Annotated in this window: 14 protein-coding genes; 10 read left to right on the top strand and 4 right to left on the bottom strand. The window is 57.3% G+C overall.

Annotation, left to right across the window (positions count from 1 at the left end):
• The first annotated feature begins 83 nt into the window (after positions 1 to 83).
• The 9 genes from ACQZQY_RS14935 to ACQZQY_RS14895 all read left to right on the top strand — a co-directional run bounded on the left by ACQZQY_RS14935 (position 84) and on the right by ACQZQY_RS14895 (position 12,121).
• Positions 84 to 1,265: an HlyD family secretion protein gene (locus ACQZQY_RS14935; protein WP_136377300.1), complete on the top strand. Its 1,182-nt coding sequence runs from the start codon at positions 84 to 86 to the stop codon at positions 1,263 to 1,265.
• Positions 1,262 to 2,830 (top strand): DHA2 family efflux MFS transporter permease subunit, encoded by a 1,569-nt coding sequence (locus tag ACQZQY_RS14930; RefSeq protein ID WP_183846849.1) that lies wholly within the window; start codon positions 1,262 to 1,264, stop codon positions 2,828 to 2,830. Before ACQZQY_RS14935 ends, ACQZQY_RS14930 begins: the two co-directional genes overlap by 4 nt.
• Positions 2,814 to 4,430 (top strand): efflux transporter outer membrane subunit, encoded by a 1,617-nt coding sequence (locus ACQZQY_RS14925; RefSeq protein ID WP_431295885.1) that lies wholly within the window; start codon positions 2,814 to 2,816, stop codon positions 4,428 to 4,430. The genes ACQZQY_RS14930 and ACQZQY_RS14925 overlap by 17 nt, the downstream gene beginning before the upstream one ends.
• 7 nt (positions 4,431 to 4,437) lie before the next feature.
• Positions 4,438 to 5,445, top strand: coding sequence for a magnesium/cobalt transporter CorA (gene corA / locus ACQZQY_RS14920; protein ID WP_122095436.1), 1,008 nt, complete (start codon positions 4,438 to 4,440; stop codon positions 5,443 to 5,445).
• Positions 5,446 to 5,618: 173 nt separating this feature from the next.
• Positions 5,619 to 6,038, top strand: coding sequence for a hypothetical protein (locus tag ACQZQY_RS14915; protein ID WP_056780421.1), 420 nt, complete (start codon positions 5,619 to 5,621; stop codon positions 6,036 to 6,038).
• A 101-nt stretch (positions 6,039 to 6,139) separates the two neighbouring features.
• Entirely contained in the window at positions 6,140 to 6,475 is a 336-nt protein-coding gene (locus ACQZQY_RS14910; protein WP_122095437.1) for a copper-binding protein, read from the top strand.
• Positions 6,476 to 6,489: 14 nt separating this feature from the next.
• Positions 6,490 to 7,746, top strand: a complete 1,257-nt coding sequence (locus ACQZQY_RS14905) for a TolC family protein (protein WP_431295884.1) — start codon at positions 6,490 to 6,492, stop codon at positions 7,744 to 7,746.
• Positions 7,743 to 8,984 (top strand): efflux RND transporter periplasmic adaptor subunit, encoded by a 1,242-nt coding sequence (locus tag ACQZQY_RS14900; protein WP_431295883.1) that lies wholly within the window; start codon positions 7,743 to 7,745, stop codon positions 8,982 to 8,984. The genes ACQZQY_RS14905 and ACQZQY_RS14900 overlap by 4 nt, the downstream gene beginning before the upstream one ends.
• Positions 8,981 to 12,121 carry an efflux RND transporter permease subunit gene (locus ACQZQY_RS14895; RefSeq protein WP_431295882.1) on the top strand — a complete coding sequence of 1,047 codons (3,141 nt, stop codon included), beginning with the start codon at positions 8,981 to 8,983 and terminating at the stop codon, positions 12,119 to 12,121. The genes ACQZQY_RS14900 and ACQZQY_RS14895 overlap by 4 nt, the downstream gene beginning before the upstream one ends.
• A 332-nt stretch (positions 12,122 to 12,453) precedes the next feature.
• Here the strand turns inward: ACQZQY_RS14895 and ACQZQY_RS14890 are convergent, their stop codons facing one another.
• From ACQZQY_RS14890 to ACQZQY_RS14875, 4 genes are all read right to left on the bottom strand, one after another.
• Positions 12,454 to 13,605: a DDE-type integrase/transposase/recombinase gene (locus ACQZQY_RS14890; protein ID WP_056777117.1), complete on the bottom strand. Its 1,152-nt coding sequence runs from the start codon at positions 13,603 to 13,605 to the stop codon at positions 12,454 to 12,456.
• Positions 13,606 to 14,259: 654 nt separating this feature from the next.
• On the bottom strand, positions 14,260 to 16,686 hold the full coding sequence (locus tag ACQZQY_RS14885) for a DUF3772 domain-containing protein (RefSeq protein WP_431295881.1): 2,427 nt from the start codon (positions 16,684 to 16,686) through the stop codon (positions 14,260 to 14,262).
• Positions 16,687 to 16,837: 151 nt separating this feature from the next.
• A complete protein-coding gene (locus tag ACQZQY_RS14880; protein WP_431295880.1) occupies positions 16,838 to 17,656 on the bottom strand; it encodes a hypothetical protein in 819 nt (272 codons plus the stop codon).
• A gap of 29 nt (positions 17,657 to 17,685) precedes the next feature.
• Entirely contained in the window at positions 17,686 to 19,344 is a 1,659-nt protein-coding gene (locus tag ACQZQY_RS14875; RefSeq protein WP_431295879.1) for a multidrug ABC transporter permease/ATP-binding protein, read from the bottom strand.
• Between the two features lie 149 nt (positions 19,345 to 19,493).
• On the opposite strand from ACQZQY_RS14875, the gene ACQZQY_RS14870 reads away from it, so the two are divergent.
• Positions 19,494 to 20,780, top strand: a complete 1,287-nt coding sequence (locus ACQZQY_RS14870) for a DUF445 domain-containing protein (RefSeq protein WP_431295878.1) — start codon at positions 19,494 to 19,496, stop codon at positions 20,778 to 20,780.
• Positions 20,781 to 20,809 lie beyond the last annotated feature (29 nt).

The following is a 20,809-nucleotide window of genomic DNA, read 5'->3' as shown; positions in this document are numbered from 1 at the left end:
TACTTGCTTTTACATCAATACAATCTAGGTTAAAACAAGATTTCTTTGTTCCGGCCACAAACGCCGATAATCAGAAGAGCATTATGACAAACGACAACAAGCCACAGCCTTCCGCGTCGGATGACGCACATACAGAACTTGATTCCAGCCAGATTAAATCGGGAGAAGGACACAGTCCGGACCCGGAAGATAAGAAAGAAGACAAGGATGACGCCGACGAAAAAGGCAAAGGCCCCGGCAAGAAGCCTCTGATTATTCTGGGTATTGTGGTCGTTGTGATGGTGGTGGTCGCCCTGATCTGGTGGCTGATGACCAAAGATCAGGTCAACACAGATGACGCCTTTATCGAAGGCGATGCAGTGACCATTGCGCCGAAAATTGCCGGTTACGTCACCAGCCTGTCAGTGAAAGATAACCAGTTCGTTAAAAAAGGCGATTTGCTGGTCGAAATCGATCCGCGTGACGCCACCGCGCAACGCGATCAGGCACAGGCGCAGCTCGGGCTGGCCGTGGCTCAGTTGCATCAGGCGCAGGTGCAGTTTGATCTGGCGAAGGTACAGTATCCGGCGCAGCTTGCCCAGGCCAAAGCGCAGCAAACCCGCGCCGAAGCCAGCCTGATGAATGCCACCGCCGATTTCCGCCGTCAGCGTGGCGTGGATCCCCGCGCCACAACGCAACAAAACATCGACTCTTCCAGCGCGCAGGTTCGCTCCGCCGCGGCTGATTTAGAAAATGCCAAAGCGCAGGTTCAGGTGGCGGCACAGGTTCAGCTGCAAATTCGTCAGGCCGAAACCAACGTAGAGGCCCGTCAGCAGCAGGTTGAACAGGCGAAAGCCCAGCTGGAAAGCGCCACGCTGAATCTGTCTTATGCGCAGGTTCGCGCGCCGTTTGACGGCTATGTGACCAAGCGTAACGTGCAGATCGGCACGCTGGTGCAGGCCGGTTCTTCGCTGTTCTCCGTGGTGTCGAAAGACATCTGGATCGCCGCTAACTTTAAAGAATCTCAGCTTGAGCGGATGCGTCCGGGTAACAAAGTTGAGATCACCGTGGATGCTTATCCTGATATCAAATTGCAGGGCCATGTGGACAGCGTTCAGCAAGGCACCGGTTCGCGCTTCTCCGCTTTCCCGGCAGAAAACGCCACCGGTAACTACGTGAAAATCGTGCAACGCGTTCCGGTCAAGATCGTGATCGACAGCGGTCTGGATCCGAAACAACCTCTGCCGCTCGGCCTGTCGGTTGAGCCGACGGTGACCGTAGAATGAACGAAGACCGCAGTTACTGGAAACCCAAGGCCAATCCCTGGGCGGTTGCTGCCGTTGTCACCATCGCGGTGTTCATGGAAATTCTGGACACCACGATCGTCAACGTGGCGCTGCCGCACGTCGCCGGCTCGCTCTCTTCCAGCTACGACGAATCCACCTGGGTGCTGACCTCGTATCTGGTCGCCAACGGCATTGTGCTGCCGATTTCCGCCTTTCTCAGCCGCGTGATGGGACGTAAAACTTACTTCCTGATCTGTATTGGCATGTTCACCGTCTGTTCTTTCCTGTGCGGTATCGCCACCGAACTGTGGCAGATGATTCTTTTCCGCATCCTGCAGGGCTTTTTCGGCGGGGGTTTACAGCCGATTCAACAGTCGGTGCTGCTCGATTACTTCAAACCTGCCGATCGCGGCAAAGCTTTTGGCCTGTCGTCCATTGCCATCATCGTGGCACCGGTCATCGGCCCGACGCTTGGCGGTTACATCACTGACCATTTCAGCTGGCGCTGGGTGTTTTTGATCAACATCCCTGTCGGGATCATTGCCCTGCTGGCGATTTATCAGCTGCTGGAAGATCCGCCGTGGGAGCGTAAAGCCAAAGGCAAACTGAGTATTGATTACATCGGTATCGGGCTTATCGCGCTGGGGCTGGGCTGTTTGCAGGTGATGATGGACCGCGGTGAAGATGACGACTGGTTCAAATCCGGCTTTATCGTCACCTTCGCGGTGCTGGCGGCAACCGGTATTGTCGGGGCGATTTACTGGCTGCTGTACGCGAAAAAACCGGTGGTGGATTTACGCTGCCTGAAGGACAGAAACTTCGCGGTGGCGGGCCTGCTGATGGCCGGTATGGCGATGATTCTGTACGGCAGCTCGGTGGTTATTCCGCAACTGGCGCAGCAGCAACTGGGTTACACCGCCACGCTCTCCGGGCTGGTGATGTCGCCCGGTGCAATACTGATCGTGCTGTCGATCCCGCTGGTGCTCAAGCTGATGCCGATTATCCAGACCCGTTACATTATCGCTTTCGGCTTCTTCCTGCTGGCCGCGTCTTTCCTCTATTCGGCAAGGCTGACGCCAAACGTTGATTTCGAAACACTGGTGATGTTCCGCAGTGCGCAGTCGATCGGCCTCGGGTTCCTGTTTGTGCCGCTCACCACTATCGCGTTTATTACCATTCCGCAACGCATGAACGCCGATGCCGCCGCGCTGTTTACCATGTTCCGTAACGTGGCCGGGTCGATCGGGATTTCTCTGGCGACCGCCGGGGTGACCGAGCGAACGCAGGCGCACAGCGCGCATATGGTGCACAACATGTCGCCGCTCAACGAACAGTTTAATCAGGCCGTGACCAAAAGCGCCGCCGCCATCCGTGATTTCGCCCACGTTCTGGGCGACCCGATGCAGCTTGCCACCGCGCGGATGTATCAGGAGATGGTGTCGCAATCGCGCATTCTGGCTTACATCGATGTGTTCGGCTATTGCGCCATCGTCGCCGTTATTTTGATTCCATTTTGTTTCCTGCTTTCGCCTGTGAAGAGCGAAGGTAATGCCGGAGCACATTAAGTTGAAAAAGATAAGCTCTACGCCGGGTCATCAGCATTCCGGTGTCCGTTTTCTGACACTCTCGACCTTAACGCTGGTATTAGCCGCCTGCTCCGTCGGCCCTGATTATCAGAAACCTCAGACGGCCACGCCGGGGGCATTCAACGATATGACCCCGCCGAAAGACAAAGACGGGGCGTCGATTGCCCTGTCTTCGGAGCCGAACCCGTTATGGTGGAAAGCCTTTAACGATCCCCAGCTCGACAGCCTGGTCACCCGTGCCATCGCCGGCAATATCTCGTTGCAGCAGGCAGTGCTGCGCATTGCCGGTGCGCGCGAACAGGTGAAACAGGCTCAGGGCGCCTGGCTGCCTTCGGTACAGGGCAACGCGAAAGTGACCCGCCAGCAGCTCGGCCTGAAAGGGATCCTGGAATCGAGCGGTGCGTCTGATCAGCTAAACGATCTCAGCCCGCAGGCCTCCGGGGCCATCGACACCGCCACGCGCCCGGTGGATTTGTATCAGGGCAGCTTCGATGCCAGCTGGGAGCTGGATTTGTTTGGCGGCACGCGCCGTCAGGTGGAAGCCGCCAACGCCCAGACCCAGTCTTCCGTCGAACAGCGCAACGATGCGTTAGTGTCGCTGGAAGCCGAAGTCGCGCGTGCTTATCTGCAACTGCGCGGTGCCCAAAGCATCACGGCATCAATTCAGACGCAAATCGACGTCGCCCTGCAGACGCTGAACCTGACGCAGAACCGGCAGCAAAACGGGCTGTCGCCGCAGCTTGATGTGGAAAATGCCCGTGCGCAGTTAGGTTCCCTGCGCGCCCAGTTGCCGCAGTATCAGGCACAGGAACGTCAGGCGATGAACGGCCTGGCGGTGTTACTCGGTCAGACGCCGGGCTCGCTGGATAACGAACTGGCCGCCGTCAAACCGATGCCTGCCCTGCCCGCCGCCGTGCCGGTGGGCGTGCCGTCGCAGCTTGCCCGTCGGCGTCCTGACGTGCGCAAAGCCGAAGCCGATCTCCATGCCGCCACCGCCAATATCGGCGTGTCCGTCGCGCAACTGTTCCCGAGCATCTCGCTTACCGGCCAGTTCGGGATGCGCAACACCGATGCCAGTTATCTCGACAACTGGAGCAGCCACTTTTACTCCATCGGCCCGTCGGTCACCGTGCCCATTTTCCAGGGCGGGCGGCTGGTGTCGAGCGTGCACCTTTCCCGTGCGCAACAGGCCAATGCGGCGCTCAACTATCGCCAGACGGTGCTGACAGCGCTTCAGGATGTGGATAACGCGCTGGTGAACTACCGCACCGATCAGGATCAGGTCAGCGGGCTGGATCAGACGACCGAAGCCTTGCAGACCGCGTTTGATCTGGCGAGCGACAGCTATCGTCAGGGGCTGTCCACCTTTATCAACGTGCTGGATGCCCAGCGCCAGCTGGCACAGGCGCACCAGCAATCTGCCGAAGCCAGAGTGAAAACCAGCACCGATCTGGTTTCATTGTATAAAGCGCTGGGCGGCGGCTGGGAACCGTATCAGAATGTGGAATTACCGACCTACACGGTATTTGGCCCGGCAGCTACGCCGGACGTAAAAGTAAAAACGACCGCCGGGGAATAACCGCAGCATGAACGACATTGCAACAGAAGATAAAAAACCCAGCTGCGATTCAGTGATCAACAGCGTGGCTTACCGCGACGGTAAGCGTTTGCAGGACGTCACGGTCGAAGACATCAGCGAAGTGCTCAAAGAGCCGGATACATTTGTCTGGCTCGGGCTGTGGCAGCCGGAAGACAGCTACATGCGCAGCATTCAGGAAGAATTTGGCCTGCATGATCTGGCCATTGAAGATGCGCTGACCGCCCATCAGCGGCCAAAAATAGAACAGTACGGCGAGTCGCTGTTTATTGTGGTGCACACCGCGCAGAAGGTGAAAGAGAGCATTGAGTACGGCGAAACCCACCTGTTTCTGGGCAAGAACTTCCTGATCACCGTCCGTCATGGCGCGTCATCGAGTTATAAAGAAATCCGTAAACACGCGGAAGAGCGGCCGGATATGCTCAGTAAAGGCCCGGCGTATGCGCTGTACTGCGTGCTTGATTCCGTGGTCGATAACTATCTGGAAATCCTGCATCAGTACACCGAACAGTTCGATGCCATCGAAAAGCTGATGTTCCAGAACACTTTCAATCAGCAGGCGGTGCAGCAGGTGTATAAACTGCGCCGCGATTTGCTGTCGCTGCGCAACGCCGCCGTGCCGATGGAAGATATCTGTAATCAGCTCAGCCACCATTACGAAGAGCTGGTGCCGAAGGGCCTGCGCGCCTATATCCGCGATGTGCAGGATCACGCCAATCAGGTGATCAAAACCACCGATGACATGCGTGAAATGCTTTCCAACGCCATGCATGTGAATCTGGCGCTGGTGTCAGTGCATCAGAATGAGGTGGTGCAACGGCTGGCGGGCTGGGGGGCGATTCTGGCGATCCCGACGGTGGTGTTCAGTCTGTACGGCATGAACTTCAAAAACATGCCGGAACTGGATGACTGGTGGGGTTATCCGGTGACGCTCGGCGTGACGTTTGTCGGTTGCGTATGGTTATACTGGAAGTTGAAAAAGTCCGGCTGGTTATAATCTATTACCTGATTAATGCATAACAGTTACATGCGAATAACACTTTCCGGTGTTATTCGCCTTATTATCCCTTTCCGGTACGTTAACTTCCGCTTTTATCTATTTTCGCTTCCCTGCTTGCGAAGAATACTTATATACTCACTCGCATCTTTCCCGCCGGAAATAGTATTTCTATGTCAGTTCGCTTCGCGATTTCACAGTTTATGCATTCACTACGCTTGCCAGGCAAGCGGGTCAGTGCGTTGCTGTTCGCGTTATGCTGGCTGGTACTGAACGCTCAACTGGCGCTCGCCAGCCACCCGTGTGACCTGCGTCCGCCGGTGGAAAATACCCAAATGCAACACAACCAGTTCATGCAAATGCCTGATACACAAGCGCATATGCAGAGTCAGTCGGTGTTGTGCGAGAAGCATTGCGTCCCGGAAAGAACCTCGTCTGATAACGGCACCGTGCCGCTGCTGGCCGTGCCGGTCGCCCAGACGTTAGCCCTGATCACCGTCGATGCCAGCGCCGCCGTCACCACGGCCGACTGGACTGCCCCGCCGGTTATCGCTCCTCCCGCCGAAGTCCGGTTTTGCCGATACAGAGAATAGCGCCCTGCTGTCACGGATGTTTTTCCGCATCCGAAATTAAATGAAATTACCCTGCCAGATTAATGGCAACTTTCCTTTATGACAGTATTGGAGTATTTCCCATGCGCGCTTTATTTAATTTATTCTCTGTTAGTCTTTTCTTTATTTCCGTTTATTCCTTCGCGGATGTCATGCCCGCCGGTCACGATCATAGGGCGATGCAACAAGACGCCACGGTCTATCAATCCGAAGGCATCATCACTCAGTGGCAGGCCGACCGCGTGGGGATTTCCCATCACGCCATTCCTGCACTGAAATGGCCCGCCATGACCATGAACTTCCGTCTGCCGCCGCAGATCACCGCCAACGCCCTGCCCGCCGGAACACCGGTTGCCTTCAGCTTCGTCAAAACTGAGTCTGCGTATCAGTTGCAGACACTCACGCCGCTGACACGCTGACAGGGGAATTACACATGCTGACTTTACCGCGTCGCCTTCGGGTGACGTGGCACTGGCTGCTGGCTTTTATGCCGGTCTGCGCCTTTGCCACACCCGTTTCCCTGCCGCAGGCGCTGGTTGCCGCGCAGGAATATTCCGCTGAGCTTTCAGCCAGCCGCCACCAGATCAACGCGCTGGATAACCGCGCAGACGCCGCCATGCAGTTGCCGGATCCGAAGCTGAAATTCGGCATTGAGAACCTGCCGGTCGGTGGCAATAACACTCGCCGTTTTACCCGTGAAGGCATGACCATGCAGCGCATCGGCATCATGCAGGATTACGTCAGCAGCACGAAACGCGAGCGTAAGGCCGACACCCTGCGTGCCGAATCGCGGCAGGTGGCGGCGGGCACCCAAAGTATCCGCGCCCGGCTGCAACGTGACACAGCGCTGGCCTGGATGGCGCTGGCGATCGGCGAGCAGAACGTCGGCCAGGCCGGCTCGTTGGTGGCAGAAAGTGAGCGGCAGATTGGTGTACAGCGCGGCGGCGTAAGCAGCGGCAGTGCCCTGCCAGCCTCGGTGCTCGACGCCCGTCTGACCCTGATTGCCATGCAGGACACACTCACCCAGGCGAAACGTGACGTCGAGCTGGCGCGCACCCGTCTGAGTCAGCTGACCGGCATCGATCACCCTGCCATCAACGGTGAGGTGCCTGCGGTCAGTGCTTTGCCCGCCAGCGCGCAGCAGGCAGACAGCGTCAGCCTGCACCCGGAAATTCTGCAGGCGCGGCGCGAGGCGGAAGTCGCGCAGTCCAAATCCTCCGAATCGGCGATTGCGGCTCTCCCCGACGTGGGTGTCGAAGTGTATTACGCCCACCGTGCCGACGATTATGACGACATGGCAGGCATCATGTTCACCGTCGATTTACCGCTGTTTACCGCCTCGCGACAGGACAAAGATCATGCCGCCGACCGCTCAATAGCCATGGAAAGCAACGACCGGCTGGCACAGCTGACGCGGGATCATCAGGCGCAGCTGAACACGCTGGTGACGCAATATCAGGCCGCCGTCACGCTGTGGCAACGGCAGGTGAAGGATGTCATTCCGCTGCAACAACAGCGTATTGGCGTGATCCAGGCGCAGTATCGCGCCGGGAAAAGCAGCCTGAATGATGTACTCGGCGCGCGCCTCAGCCTGCTCGACAGCCAGCTGGCCGGGCGTAACGCCGAACTGGAAGCCGCCCGTTTCTGGGTCGCCCTGCGCTATCTCGCGCCACAGGAGGATCTTCAATGACATCCGCGAAAACTTACAGCCTGCTGGCCGTCGCCATTCTGGCCGCTCTGGCCGCCGGTTACCTTGCCGGACGCCACAGCGTCCCCGCGCAAACGCAGGTTTCTGACGCGCCCGCCGCACGCAAGGTGCTGTACTGGTACGACCCGATGACCCCGGATCAGCGTTTTGACAAACCCGGAAAATCCCCCTTTATGGACATGGATCTGTTGCCGCGTTACGCCGGTGACGTGGCAGACGACGGTGGCGTGACGGTCAGCGCCCGTCAGCAGCAAAATCTGGGGATGCGCAGCGAGACAGTGCAGCGGCGGATCCTCTCGGCCCCGCTTAACCTTTACGGCACGGTCGCCGCCGATGAGCGCAGCCTGCGTACCGTCTCTGCCCGCGCCGCCGGTCTGGTGGAAAAACTCTACGTTGCCGCCAGCCAGCAGCAGGTGAAAAAAGGCCAGAAACTGGCGACGCTGTGGATCCCTGACTGGACCGCCGCGCAGCAGGAATATCTGGCCGTACGCCAGCTGGGTGACCGCAGCCTGAGCGCCGCCGCCCGTCAGCGTCTGGCCTTACAGTTTATGCCCGAGGACGTGCTGCGCCGCGTCGAAAAAACCGGTCAGCCGCAAACCCGTATCGACGTGATTGCGCCGGTGGACGGCTATCTCAGCCAGCTTGCGGTACGCGAAGGCGCGCAGGTCAGCGCCACGCAGCCGCTGTTCGAACTGACCAGCCTGCAACAGGTATGGATTGTGATCGATTATCCTCCCTCCGTCGCCAGTCAGATCCAGACGGGGAGCAAGGTTACCGCCAGCGCCGACAGCCAGCCCGGCGAGCTGTTCCACGGCACCATCAGCGAACTGTTGCCGGACGTAGACGCCGTCAGCCGCACGCTGAAAGCACGCGTGGTGATGGACAATTCGCAACATAAACTGCGCCCCGGTATGTACCTGACGATGGCGCTGGACGCCGTGTCACAGGCTCCGGTTCTGGCGATCCCGCAGGAAGCGCTGATCCAGACCGGCAGCCGCAATACGGTACTGCTCGACGACGGCAATGGGCATTTCACGGCGCAGGCAGTGACGACCGGCGCGACGCGTGATGGCTGGACGCAGGTGCTTTCCGGCCTGGAAGAAGGTCAGTCTGTGGTGACCTCCGGGCAATTCCTCATTGATTCCGAAGCCAGCCTGCGCAGCGCACTGCCCGCGGCAGCCGCGCCGGCAAAAGCGCATCAGCACGGAGGTGATTTATGATTGCCACCGTTATCCGCTGGTCGCTGAAAAACCGGCTGCTGGTGTTGCTGGCCGCGCTGATCATGGCCGCCTGGGGTATCTGGTCATTGCAGAAAGCACCGCTCGACGCCCTGCCGGATCTCTCGGACGTGCAGGTGATTGTTCGCGTCAGTTACCCCGGCAAAGCGCCGCAAATTATTGAAGATCAGGTGACCTATCCGCTCACCACGACGCTGCTCTCCGTGCCGGGCGCGAAAACCGTGCGTGGCTTTTCGATGTTCGGCGATGCTTACGTGTACGTGCTGTTTGACGACGGCACCGATCCCTACTGGGCGCGGTCACGGGTGCTGGAATACCTCAGTCAGGTGCAGTCCACGCTGCCGCCGGGGGCCAAAGCCTCGCTGGGGCCGGATGCCACCGGCGTCGGCTGGATTTACGAATACGCGCTGGTGGATAGAACCGGCAAACACAGCCTCGAACAGCTGCGCGCCCTGCAGGACTGGACGCTGCGTTATGATCTGAAAACCGTGCCGGATGTCGCTGAGGTCGCCAGTATTGGCGGCATGGTGCGCCAGTATCAGGTAGTGGCCGATCCGCAGCGGATGCGCGCCCGTGGCGTGACGCATCAGCAGCTGGTGACAGCATTACAAAGTGCCAATCAGGAAAGCAGCGGCTCACTGCTGGAAATGGGCGAAGCCGAATACATGGTGCGCACCTCCGGCTATCTGAAAAGCCTGGAGGATTTCAACAATGTGGTGGTGACGGCCAGCAACGGCATTCCGGTGTTAATTTCTGACGTCGCCACCGTGCGCACCGGCCCCGAACTGCGGCGCGGCGTGGCGGAGCTGAACGGTGAAGGCGAAGTGGCCGGTGGCGTGATTGTGATGCGCTCGGGCAAAAATGCGCTGGAAACGCTGAAAGCGGTGAAAGTGCGTCTGAATGCGCTGGCCCGCACTCTTCCGGCAGGCGTGGAGATCGTGCCGGTGTATGACCGCCAGCCGCTGATTGAGCGGGCTATCGTGACGTTGTCACATAAACTGCTCGAAGAATTCGCGGTGGTGGCAGTGGTCTGCGCGCTGTTTCTGTTTCACTTCCGCTCGGCGCTGGTGGCGATCATCACCCTGCCGCTCGGCATTCTCGGCGCGTTTATCGTCATGCACTATCAGGGGGTCAGCGCCAATATTATGTCGCTCGGCGGGATCGCCATTGCCATCGGGGCGATGGTCGATGCGGCGATTGTGATGATCGAGAATATGCACAAAGCGCTGGAACAATGGCGGCACGATCATCCGGGGCAGCAGCCGACCTCCGCAGATTACTGGAAGGTGTCTGAACGCGCGGCAACCGAAGTCGGCCCGGCGCTGTTTTGCAGTTTGCTGATCATCACCCTGTCGTTTATTCCGGTGTTTTCACTGGAGGCACAGGAAGGCCGGATGTTCTCGCCTCTCGCATTCACAAAAACCTATGCGATGGCGGTTTCCGCGGGGCTGGGCATCACGCTGGTGCCGGTGCTGATGGGGTATTTTATTCGCGGGAAAATCCCGGATGAAAACGCCAGCCCGGTCAACCGCTGGCTTATCGCCGCCTATCAGCCGGTGCTTTCCGCGGTGCTGAAACGCCCGAAAACCACGCTGTTATTCAGCGGCCTGTTTCTGCTGGTGTCGCTGTATCCGCTGGCAAAGCTGGGCAGCGAATTTATGCCCGCGCTGGATGAAGGGGATTTGCTGTACATGCCCTCCACGCTGCCGGGGATTTCCGCCCGCGAAGCGGCGCGGCTGTTGCAGCAAACCGATCGCCTGATCAAAACCGTGCCGGAAGTCGCCAGCGTATTTGGCAAAGCCGGACGGGCAGACAGCGCCACCGATCCTGCACCGCTGACCATGATTGAAACCACCATCCGCTTTAAACCCCGTGACCAGTGGCGGCCTGGCATGACGCCGGACAAAATCATCACCGAGCTGGATAACGCGGTGAAACTGCCCGGCATCGCCAACGTCTGGGTGCCGCCGATCCGTAACCGGCTGGATATGCTGGCTACCGGCATCAAAAGCCCGGTGGGCATCAAAGTGAACGGCAATAATATTGCGCAGATCGAAGCGGTTGCGCAGCAGATTGAGCATATTGTCAAAACCGTGCCGGGCGTCACCTCGGCGCTGGCTGAGCGCCTGGAAGGTGGCCGCTATGTCGATATTGCCATCAACCGCCGGGAGGCAGCACGTTACGGTGTCACGGTGACGGAGTTGCAGTCGCTGATTTCAACGCTGGTGGGCGGTGAAAACATCGGTGAAACCCTGGAAGGCCGCGAGCGGTATCCCGTCAGCCTGCGCTATCCGCGCGAGTTACGCGATAACGTGCAGGCGCTGCGCGATTTGCCGGTACTGACCGCCTCCGGCGCGCAGGTGCCGCTGTCGGCGCTGGCATCAGTCACGGTCACCGACGGCCCGCCGATGCTGAAAAGCGAGAACGCGCGTCTGTCGGACTGGATTTATGTGGATTTGCGCGGCCGCGATTTGAAATCTGCCGTCGAAGAGATGCAGCGGGCGGTGAATCAGCAGGTGACATTACCGGAAGGCGTCACGGTGAGCTGGTCGGGGCAATTTGAATATCTGGAACGCGCCACGGCAAAACTGAAAATCGTGCTGCCGGTGACGCTGCTGATCATCTTCGTGCTGTTGTACGTCACGTTTAGCAGCGTGCGGGATGCGCTGTTGATCATGGCGACACTGCCCTTCGCCCTGACCGGCGGCATCTGGCTGTTATACCTGCTCAGCTACAATCTGTCGGTCGCCGCTGCCGTCGGTTTTATCGCGCTGGCCGGCGTGGCGGCGGAGTTCGGGGTGATCATGGTGCTGTATCTGAATCAGGCGGTGCAGCGCCAGCAGAAAACCGGTGAGGAGATGACTGAAGCCCAGCTGTGCGACGCGATTCACCACGGCGCGGTGCTGCGCGTACGGCCAAAAGCCATGACCGTCGCCACTATTATGGCGGGTTTACTGCCGATCATGTGGGGCGGCGGCACCGGCTCGGAAGTGATGCAACGCATCGCCGCCCCGATGATCGGCGGTATGGTCAGCGCGCCACTGCTTTCGATGCTGGTGATCCCGGCGGTGTATTTGTTACTTCACAGGAAAGGGGCTAAGTCGCTGAATAGCGAGTAATCGTTTAGGGTTAATCGAGAGAGTTTCGGTTTCTCACGTGCGGTGATCGCTTAACGCGCTGCGCCGAAACCGCCCAAAAGGGGCCAGGACGGGCCCCTCTTGGATCTCCCACGTCTTTTTATTGCGTGCTGCCGCTCGCAGACTATGTTCTGTTGCTACCGCTATTTCACGAGTTGTAACCCGACCTTTTTGGGGCCTGGTGAAAGTTTCGGTTTCTCACGTGCGGTGATCGCTTAACGCGCTGCGCCGAAACCGCCCAAAAGGGGCCAGGACTGTATAGCCGGTCACATGGGTTACAGATCTGACCGGCCACATAGGTAACACATTTTCGATTAGTCTATGCGTAAAATGCAGTGTTCGGCTTTGTCATAATACGCAAGTATTAGACGGTCGAACAACACCATATACAATCCGTCATCTACCTCTTTCATCATCACATATTCACCTCGCAGAGCCTCACTTAAAAAGAGTCGAGTACCTGGATAGATATCTCCATTCTGCTGAACTTTATATAACCGGGCCTTATCTGGATAAATGACTTCTGGAACTTTCCCATCCCATTCTCTGCTGGAGGTCGTCCATTGTGAGGACGGCGTTTGACCGTTATGCACATCATGAGGCCGTTCATGATTAAATTCATGGCGGTAGTGATTGAACCAGACTTGTTGTTCTTCCAGCGTCGCGTAAATATTCCCGCAACGCAGTCCTGCCTTCAGGGAGCGATGCATTCTTTCGTGCCGGCCATTTTGCTCAGGATGACCTTTTTTTATACGTTCCGGCAGGATGCCAAGCTTTATTAACCAAACACTTAGCTGGCTGAGACCCGCAATGCCGTTACCGGCAAAAGGTGAACCATTATCGGTTCTTACTACGCTGGGCAGACCATATTCGCGAAAGGCGTTTTCAAAACATGTTTGCACAAACGGCCGCCCCTCGCCCTTGCCAGCCTCGCAGGCTAAAAGGTAGCGACTGTGGTTATCTGTCAGCGTAAATGGATAGCAATAGTGCTGGCTAAGAAGTCTAAACTTTCCTTTAAAATCAGCACTCCAAACCTGATTATTTTCGCGGATATCTGTCAGTGGCAAGACGTTACCCGGCGTGTTTTGTCGCTTTTTAAATGGGGTGACAAGACCCTCTTTTTTGAGAATATCGCCAATAGAGCTGCTTGCAGGGACGTCGAAAGGTGCGTTGTTATTGAGTAACCAGTGACGAATTTTAACCGGTCCCCAGTCTGGATGCTTGCGCCGCATCTCGACTAATCGTTGGATAACCTCGTCAGTCATGCGTTCGGGATGAGTAAGGCGGGCGCGAGAGCGATCGTTGAGAGAAAATGGGTCGTCAGGTTGAAAGCGTTGAAGCCACTTATATCCCGTTTTACGGCTGATCTTAAAATGACGACAAACAGCGGAGAATGACTCTCCGCTGTTCTGAACGGCGTGAATAAATTCGAGTCGTTGCATGGTAACAGTCTCAGTCCAGGGCATAGCGGTTCTCCTCTGCTATGCCATTTATAACTGTTACCCATGTGGCCGGTCTAAAGTGTTACCCATGTGACCGGTCTATACCGGACGGGCCCCTCTTGGATCTCCCGCGTCTTTTTACTGCGCGCTGCCGCTCGCGGGCTATGTTTCAGAAACTCCTCCTATTGCCGCAAAATCCCGCCGCTTCGCGGTGCCCTCCGGTCGGGTTACAACCCGCGCAAAAACACGCGCGGTTTTCCACCACTCCCTTCGGCGTGATTTTTGAGCGCGGCCAATGACTATGTCATTCAAAAGATAGAGACTTTAATTTCTGATTTAAAACGTCGAAAACGGTGAGGTTGTGCTTTAAGAAGCCTCTGGCCGCGCTCAAAACGACGTCGAATGAACGGTGAGAAACCGCGAGGGTGTTTTCCGAGCGGGTCCGAACCTGAAATGAGAGAACCGCGAAGCGGCGGCGTTTGCGGCAATAGCAGGAGCTGCTGGAAAGTAGCCTGCGAGCGACAGCGCGCAGTTAAAAAAACGCCGGATTGTTAAGGGGCGCGTTTACGCCCCTTAACCCGGTGTGGGCCGGCGCCCACGACCTTGAAGTTGACCTTGAAGTTGACCCTGAACTTGACCCTGAACTTGACCTTGATAAGCCCCGCGTGGCAACCCTCCCTATGATTCTTCTGCCGCCGCAATCCGCGCCAGCGGCTGTTCCAACACCATGGTCTGGGTCTGGCTGAGGCTGATTTCGGCAGCGCGCAGCATCTTGAGGATTTCGTACAGCAGGTCGCTGCGCGTTCCGCCTACCATGCGCGGGCTGTTGACGTAACCGGTGACGCTCAGCACGATGCCGGTCGGCCCCAGTTCTTTAAAGCTCACGGAAGGCGGCGGGTTTTCCAGAATCGCTTCGTGCAGGTTGTAGGCATCAAGTAACAGCGTGCGTACCTGCTCGGGGTCGATGTCCAGCGGGAAAGTCAGGACAATGGTCGCTACGCCCTGCGCGTTACCCATGGTGGCGTTACGCACGTTCTGCGAAATCAGCTGGGAATTCGGCACAATCACCGTCGATTTATCACTGAGCTGAATTTCGGTGGCGCGAACGTTGATACGGCGGATATCCCCTTCCACACCGCTGATGCTGATCAAATCACCCACTTTGACCGGACGTTCCGTCAGCAGGATCAGACCGGAGATAAAGTTCTTCACGATCTCCTGTAAACCGAAACCAATACCGACCGACAAGGCGCTGACGATCCACGCCAGTTTGTTCCACTCAATGCCCAGCGATGACAGCGTCAGCATGATGATCAGCACATAGCCCACGTTGGTGAACAGCGTCACCAGCGAGGCGCGCATGCCGCGATCCATCATGGTTTTTGGCAGGAAATCGTTATCCAGCCAGCGCTTGGCGGAGCGCAGCACGTACCAGCCCACCACCAGACACAGCACCGCATTGACCGCGTGCGCCGGAATAATGTTCAGGCTTTCGAGGCCTTTACCGCCCCACATGTCGACAATTTTACTCAGCAATTCCAGCGGCGTGGTGGTGCCGAACGTCCCGTTAAGCAACGCGACGGCAGCCATCAGCAACAGCGCTGTTTTACCGAGCGCCGAGCACAGTGTCGCCGCCAGCGACAGGTGACGATCGTTAACGCTCAGCGTGCCTTTAAGGATTTTGCCGCTGTGTGTGGTCGCCGAAAACACGCTTTCACACAGATCGACCCAGAAGTGAATCAGCAGATACAGGCTGCAAACCACCAGACCAATCCACAACAGTTCGAAGGTGACAAAACGCGCCAGCGGAATGTAGCCAATCAGCAAGGCGATCAGAATGACGAAGGCCGTCAGGCTGATCACCAGATGGATAAGCCCCGCCAGCGTAGAGCGCGCTTCGGTCTGCTCACCGTCGGCGCGCATTTTACGGCGCATACGGTTAACGCGAAGCGGCGCAATCAGGCAGTTGAGCGCCACCAGCAACGCCGCCAGACCATTGCCAAACAGCGTGGCGGCGATGCTCGCGCCGACCAGATTGTTCAGCTGTTCGATAATGCCGAACAGGAAAATAAAGCCCGCCAGCAGCACCGGGAATGACGCCAGCGTTTTCGCCAGCGGATCAGCGATGCCCGGTAAACGCCACGACGGATGGCCGTTAGACAGTAACGCGATACCCAGACCGGCGATCACCGCTGAGAAATAGGTCAGTTCAACCAGTTGTTCGGCAAATTCATTCACCCACTGCGACGTGTCCGGCAGGCGGGTGAAGATAAAACCGAGTAACTGAACGCTGATGCCCAGCGTAAAGGTGGTGCTCAGGGTGGTGAAACAGGCCAGGAAACTGCGGCGAAAACGCCCCTGCGGTAACCAGCGCGGCAGGATCCAGTTCATCGGGCGATCCAGCGTTTTCCGGCCAAACACGCCAATCAACAGCGCCAGCAGCAGATAAATGCCCGTGCCGACGCGCCAGTCCGGGCTCCACGCCTGCGTCCAGGCATCGCTGACCTGCGAGCCAAAATCGTCAAAGCGCGCGGCATCGTCTTCATTTGGGGTGATCAGCGGTGACCAGAAATTGCTGCCGAGAATACTGCCGGTATTGAGCGCGATTTGAGTTTTCAGCGCGTCACGGCGCATCCCGGAAATCTGCGAGGACAGATTTCGCGCACCGGTCGCAATACCTTTGGTTTGTTCAATCTGGGTAGTCAGCAACGTTTTGCTGTTGTTGAGTTTATTACGCTGGCTGACCACCTGAGGCGTTTCAGTCAGCGTACCCGCCGCCGGCGCGGGGCCGAGAACGTCGAGCTGCGCCTGCACTTCTTCCAGCTGAGGTGCCAGCGCCACGGCCAGTTTGTCGGCGTCTTCGGCCAGCTTTTGTGCGCCGTCGTTGAGGCCGGTAAATTTCTTATCGGTTTTCGCCGCCGACACCTGCTGCTTGAGCTGATCCAGACGTTTTTGCAGCGCAGGTAACGCCGTAGTGGCGTTGACTTTCACCGGCTGCTGGGCGTCCGGCTGGCCGGTGGCTTCATCGGCCTGACTCAGCGCGGGGGTCATCAGCAGACATGACAACAATGCCAGCAACAGCGGCATTCTTAACAATTTTTGCATAGAAAAAGGATTCCGGAAGTTCGGTAAATTATTGTTTTATGAATTTCCGGCTAAGAATACCTGTTCTTAGTCGGAAAAGTAGTAGGGATTGTCTGTTTGTCTGAATCAGTATCTTCACGGACAGCACGCGGGCGCGTACCGTCCGTGGGGATCAGTTGGGTTTACCCAGCATCTGGCGCAGGATCGCCGCCGAATCGGCGGGCTGAAGCGCCAGAATGCCGGAATAGAGGCTGATGGAAATCTCACACACTTTTTCGCCATCAACATCCGGCTTGGTCAGGTCGCTGAACATTTGCAACTGATCGCCGTACATATTTCCCAGCGCTTCGCGCACCGGCGCCATCATCAGGATGACTTTTTCGGTGCTCACCGCCACCGGCAGATTGGTCTGACCCGGCCCGGTCGCCAGCAGTAAATCGTTCATGGTACTCAGATCTTTGCGAAACAGCTCCGGCGGCAGCACCTGCGCGGTGTTCACCCCGCCGCTCACCTGCGGATAGAGAAACTTAAAGCAGGAACCGTCTTTGCGCGCCAGCAGGGTCTGCATCTCTTCGAGATTGACCTGCATCGCCGCATTCACCGCCGCATCCGGCGCATGAACAATGCGCGCAGAGAGCAGCTCAGACACCCTCGGTTTCACGGTATCAATGGCTTCCTGCTGCGGTTTTCCTTCCTTCTTCATCTGCAAAATATCGCGGCGGATCTGCGCATACAGCGCCGGTTCCTGTGTTCTGATGGTGCCATACAGCGGCAGTTCGGCGAGCGCGCTGTCGATTTTCTGCTCTTCGCTTTCGCCCATGACGCGCGGCTTAATCACCCCGCCCAACACTATTACGCCGCCCACAATCAGCACAACAAACAGGATGATGCCGGGCACGCGGCCCAGTTTGCCCTTTTTATGTAACAGGCTGAGCACCGACGCCAGCACCACACCGGCGATGCCCCACACCATCACTTCGTTCCAGTTCATGACTGTTCCTTTATCTCGAAAAACGTCGCTTAAAGACCGATTTGTGCGACCGCATCGCGGCTGGCGTCAGCGCGCTCCTGCCCGTGCAGCTCTTTAAGTTTACCCTGTCGCATTTCCAGCAGACGATCGGCGTGTTCAAAATAGTGATCATCGTGGCTGATTGCCAGTACGGTTTTGCCCATGTCACGCAGTTGCGGCAGAAGTTCGCGATAAAACGTCCGGCGAAATTGCGGATCCTGATCGGCAGCCCATTCATCCAGTAACAGAAAATCGCGCCCCTCTGCCGCCGCCAGCAGCAGCGCCACGCGCTTACGCTGCCCTGCGGAGAGTTGCAGATTGGTCACTTCGTTGCCGCTGAACTGAAGTTTTTCTTTCATTTTCAGGCGTTGCAGCCAGTCTTCCACCACCTGCGGATCGGGTGCCTGCCCCTGCGGCCCCATCAACTGACCAAACAGATGGAAATCGGTGAATACTGCCGAGAAAATCTGCCGGTATTGCTCCGCGTTCTGCGCGGTAACCGCAACACCGTCGAGCAATATTTGTCCGCCGCGCGGGTGATAAAGCCCGGTCAGAAGCATCGCCAGGGTAGACTTTCCGCTGCCGTTGCCGCCGATCAGGAACACCAGTTCGCCACGGGTGATGGTAAGGTTCAGCGGCCCGATGCCAAAACCGGCATGATCTTCTTTTCCTTCATAGCTGAACACCAGATCGCGCAGTTCGAGCGTCTGCCAGCGAGTCGTCACCACCGGCGGCGTAAAGTCCTCCTGGTATTGCGCCAGTTTCAGGGCTTTCAGTTTGCCAAAGGCCACCTGTGCGCTGAGCAGCGTCGGCAACGCGCCCACGGCCTGCAGCATCGGCGTGCGCAGGAACAGCAGCGTCAGGGAATAGGTTGCGGCGACATCGGTATTCGACCAGCCCAGCGTGTTTGCCATAAAGAAGACCAGCCCGATCGCCCCCAGCATCATGATATTCGACCAGTTCACGGCGCTCAGGTGAAAGGTATCGGCACGGATAATGTGGAAGCGGTACTCCTCGGCATCTTTGCGGTAAACATCGTCAAACAGATGCCGCGCCCGTTCGCGGTTAAGCGCCAGCTCTTTGCGCCCTTCGATGACTTTCTGATAGTCAGTTTGCAGTTTGTCTTCCGCTTCACGCACTTTCGCCAGATGGCTGTAAACGTGCGACACCAGTTTGAAACCACCGACAATGGTGATCACCAGCCAGATAACCGTCACCAGCAGCATTTCCGGTGACAGCCAGGCCAGATACGCGGCGCAACCGAGGGTCAGGATAATCCCCTGCACCAGCTCCGGCAGACGGACAAACGCCAGCGTGATATTACGGATATCGCTGCCCAGACTGGCCAGCAGCTGCGCGTTGCCGATTTGTTCAATGCGCTCGATGTCGGTATCTAAAATACGTTTGATGAACTGGCCGCGCAGACGGTAAATAAAATGGTGACCGAGAATCGTCAGCGCCAGTTGTGAACCGAGGGTCACCACCATCAGCAGAAGCAATAAGCCGAGAAATTGCGGTAAGACCATCAGGGAAGCGTGGGTTGTTTCTATCAGTTTAAGATTGATAAACGCGATCAGGCCAATGCCCAGAACGGCGCTGAGCAGGCTCAGCAACATGACGCCTAAAAACGGCCAGCGATACTGCTTAAAAACGACGCGTAACAACTCCATGAAATGCTCTCATTGTGAATGCCAGAAACCTGATTGCAGGCAGTTTAATGAGACATTGTCTCATATCAAGAATAATTCTCATTTTATCAACTCTCTTCGCCACGGAGAAAAAAGCTGACAGCCTGCTTTTCGCTTCCTAAACTGGGGCCATGGATAAAGAACAAGAACTTCGCCGAAGTAAACGTAACGCGCTGGGGCTGCTGCTGATTGCTGCGGCCCTGTTTGTGATCACCCTTTTTCTGCCACCCAATTTCTGGGTTTCCGGGCTGAAAGCCATTTCCGAAGCCGCTATGGTCGGCGCAATGGCCGACTGGTTCGCCGTGGTGGCGCTGTTCCGCCGTGTACCTGTGCCGTTTGTTTCCACACATACGGCGATCATCCCGCGAAACAAAGACAAAATCGCCGACAATCTGGCGGTATTCGTGCAGGAAAAGTTCCTCGCACCCGCCACGCTGATAAACCTTATCCGCCAGCACGATCCGGCGCGGATGCTGACCGACTGGCTGAACGCACCGGACAACGCCCAACGTTTTGCCCGCTACGCCATTAAAATGATCCGCGGTTTTCTGGATGTCACTGACGATCAGCGCATCGCGCAGCTGATTCGCCGCGCGTTGTACCGGGTGATCGACAAAATCGATCTCTCGTCATCCATCGCCACGCTGCTGGAAAGCTTGACCCGAAATGGCCGCCATCAGGAGTTGCTCGATCAGGCAATGGATCAGCTGGAAGTGTTGCTGGCAAAGGACAGCACCCGGCAGTTTATTTCTGCGCAAATTGTCGGCTGGATGAAACGTGAACACCCGCTGACGGCCAAACTGCTGCCCACCGGCTGGCTGGGACGCAACGGCGCGGATATGGTGTCCAATGCGGTGAATTCGGTGCTCGACGATATGGGTAACGATAAAACCCACGCCTTCCGCAAAGGCTTTGACCGCTCGGTGCAGAGTTTTATCTGGAAGCTGCAAAACGATCCGGCGACGGCGCAGAAAGCCGAAGAAATTAAGCAGTACCTGAAAGATGACGAGAAGCTGAACGCCTACGTGCTGCAACTGTGGGGCGACATGCGTAACTGGCTGAAGGAAGATTTAGAAAGCGAGGACTCGCGGGTGTTTGTCAAAGTCACCGAATCCGGCCAGTGGCTGGGAAATGCGCTGGCGCAGGATGAAAAACTGCGGGCGTCTCTGAATCTGCAAATGGAAACTATCGCCGGTAAACTCGCGCCGGATTTCGCCACCTTCCTCACCCGCCACATCAGCGATACGGTCAAAGGCTGGGATCCGCGTGACATGTCGCGGCAAATCGAGCTGAACATCGGTAAGGATTTACAGTTTATCCGCATCAACGGCACGCTGGTCGGCGCGTTTATCGGGCTGGTGCTGTATCTGCTGTCGCAACTGCCTGTAGTACTGCCGTGGGCGATAGCGCGGTTCTGAAATGTCCTCCCCGCGCAGGGGAGGACGCA

Origin of the sequence: Rahnella sp. PAMC25559 (assembly GCF_050632365.1) — a bacterium.
Taxonomy (GTDB): domain Bacteria; phylum Pseudomonadota; class Gammaproteobacteria; order Enterobacterales; family Enterobacteriaceae; genus Rahnella; species Rahnella rivi.
The sequence above is the reverse complement of the archived record's forward strand: the minus strand, read 5'-3'. Positions and strand labels throughout refer to the sequence as shown.

Coding starts and splice junctions, on each gene's coding strand:
- ACQZQY_RS14935 (WP_136377300.1), top strand. CDS start 84: ATGACAAACGACAACAAGCCACAGCCTTCCGCGTCGGATGACGCACAT.
- ACQZQY_RS14930 (WP_183846849.1), top strand. CDS start 1,262: ATGAACGAAGACCGCAGTTACTGGAAACCCAAGGCCAATCCCTGGGCG.
- ACQZQY_RS14925 (WP_431295885.1), top strand. CDS start 2,814: ATGCCGGAGCACATTAAGTTGAAAAAGATAAGCTCTACGCCGGGTCAT.
- corA (WP_122095436.1), top strand. CDS start 4,438: ATGAACGACATTGCAACAGAAGATAAAAAACCCAGCTGCGATTCAGTG.
- ACQZQY_RS14915 (WP_056780421.1), top strand. CDS start 5,619: ATGTCAGTTCGCTTCGCGATTTCACAGTTTATGCATTCACTACGCTTG.
- ACQZQY_RS14910 (WP_122095437.1), top strand. CDS start 6,140: ATGCGCGCTTTATTTAATTTATTCTCTGTTAGTCTTTTCTTTATTTCC.
- ACQZQY_RS14905 (WP_431295884.1), top strand. CDS start 6,490: ATGCTGACTTTACCGCGTCGCCTTCGGGTGACGTGGCACTGGCTGCTG.
- ACQZQY_RS14900 (WP_431295883.1), top strand. CDS start 7,743: ATGACATCCGCGAAAACTTACAGCCTGCTGGCCGTCGCCATTCTGGCC.
- ACQZQY_RS14895 (WP_431295882.1), top strand. CDS start 8,981: ATGATTGCCACCGTTATCCGCTGGTCGCTGAAAAACCGGCTGCTGGTG.
- ACQZQY_RS14890 (WP_056777117.1), bottom strand. CDS start 13,605: ATGCCCTGGACTGAGACTGTTACCATGCAACGACTCGAATTTATTCAC.
- ACQZQY_RS14885 (WP_431295881.1), bottom strand. CDS start 16,686: ATGCAAAAATTGTTAAGAATGCCGCTGTTGCTGGCATTGTTGTCATGT.
- ACQZQY_RS14880 (WP_431295880.1), bottom strand. CDS start 17,656: ATGAACTGGAACGAAGTGATGGTGTGGGGCATCGCCGGTGTGGTGCTG.
- ACQZQY_RS14875 (WP_431295879.1), bottom strand. CDS start 19,344: ATGGAGTTGTTACGCGTCGTTTTTAAGCAGTATCGCTGGCCGTTTTTA.
- ACQZQY_RS14870 (WP_431295878.1), top strand. CDS start 19,494: ATGGATAAAGAACAAGAACTTCGCCGAAGTAAACGTAACGCGCTGGGG.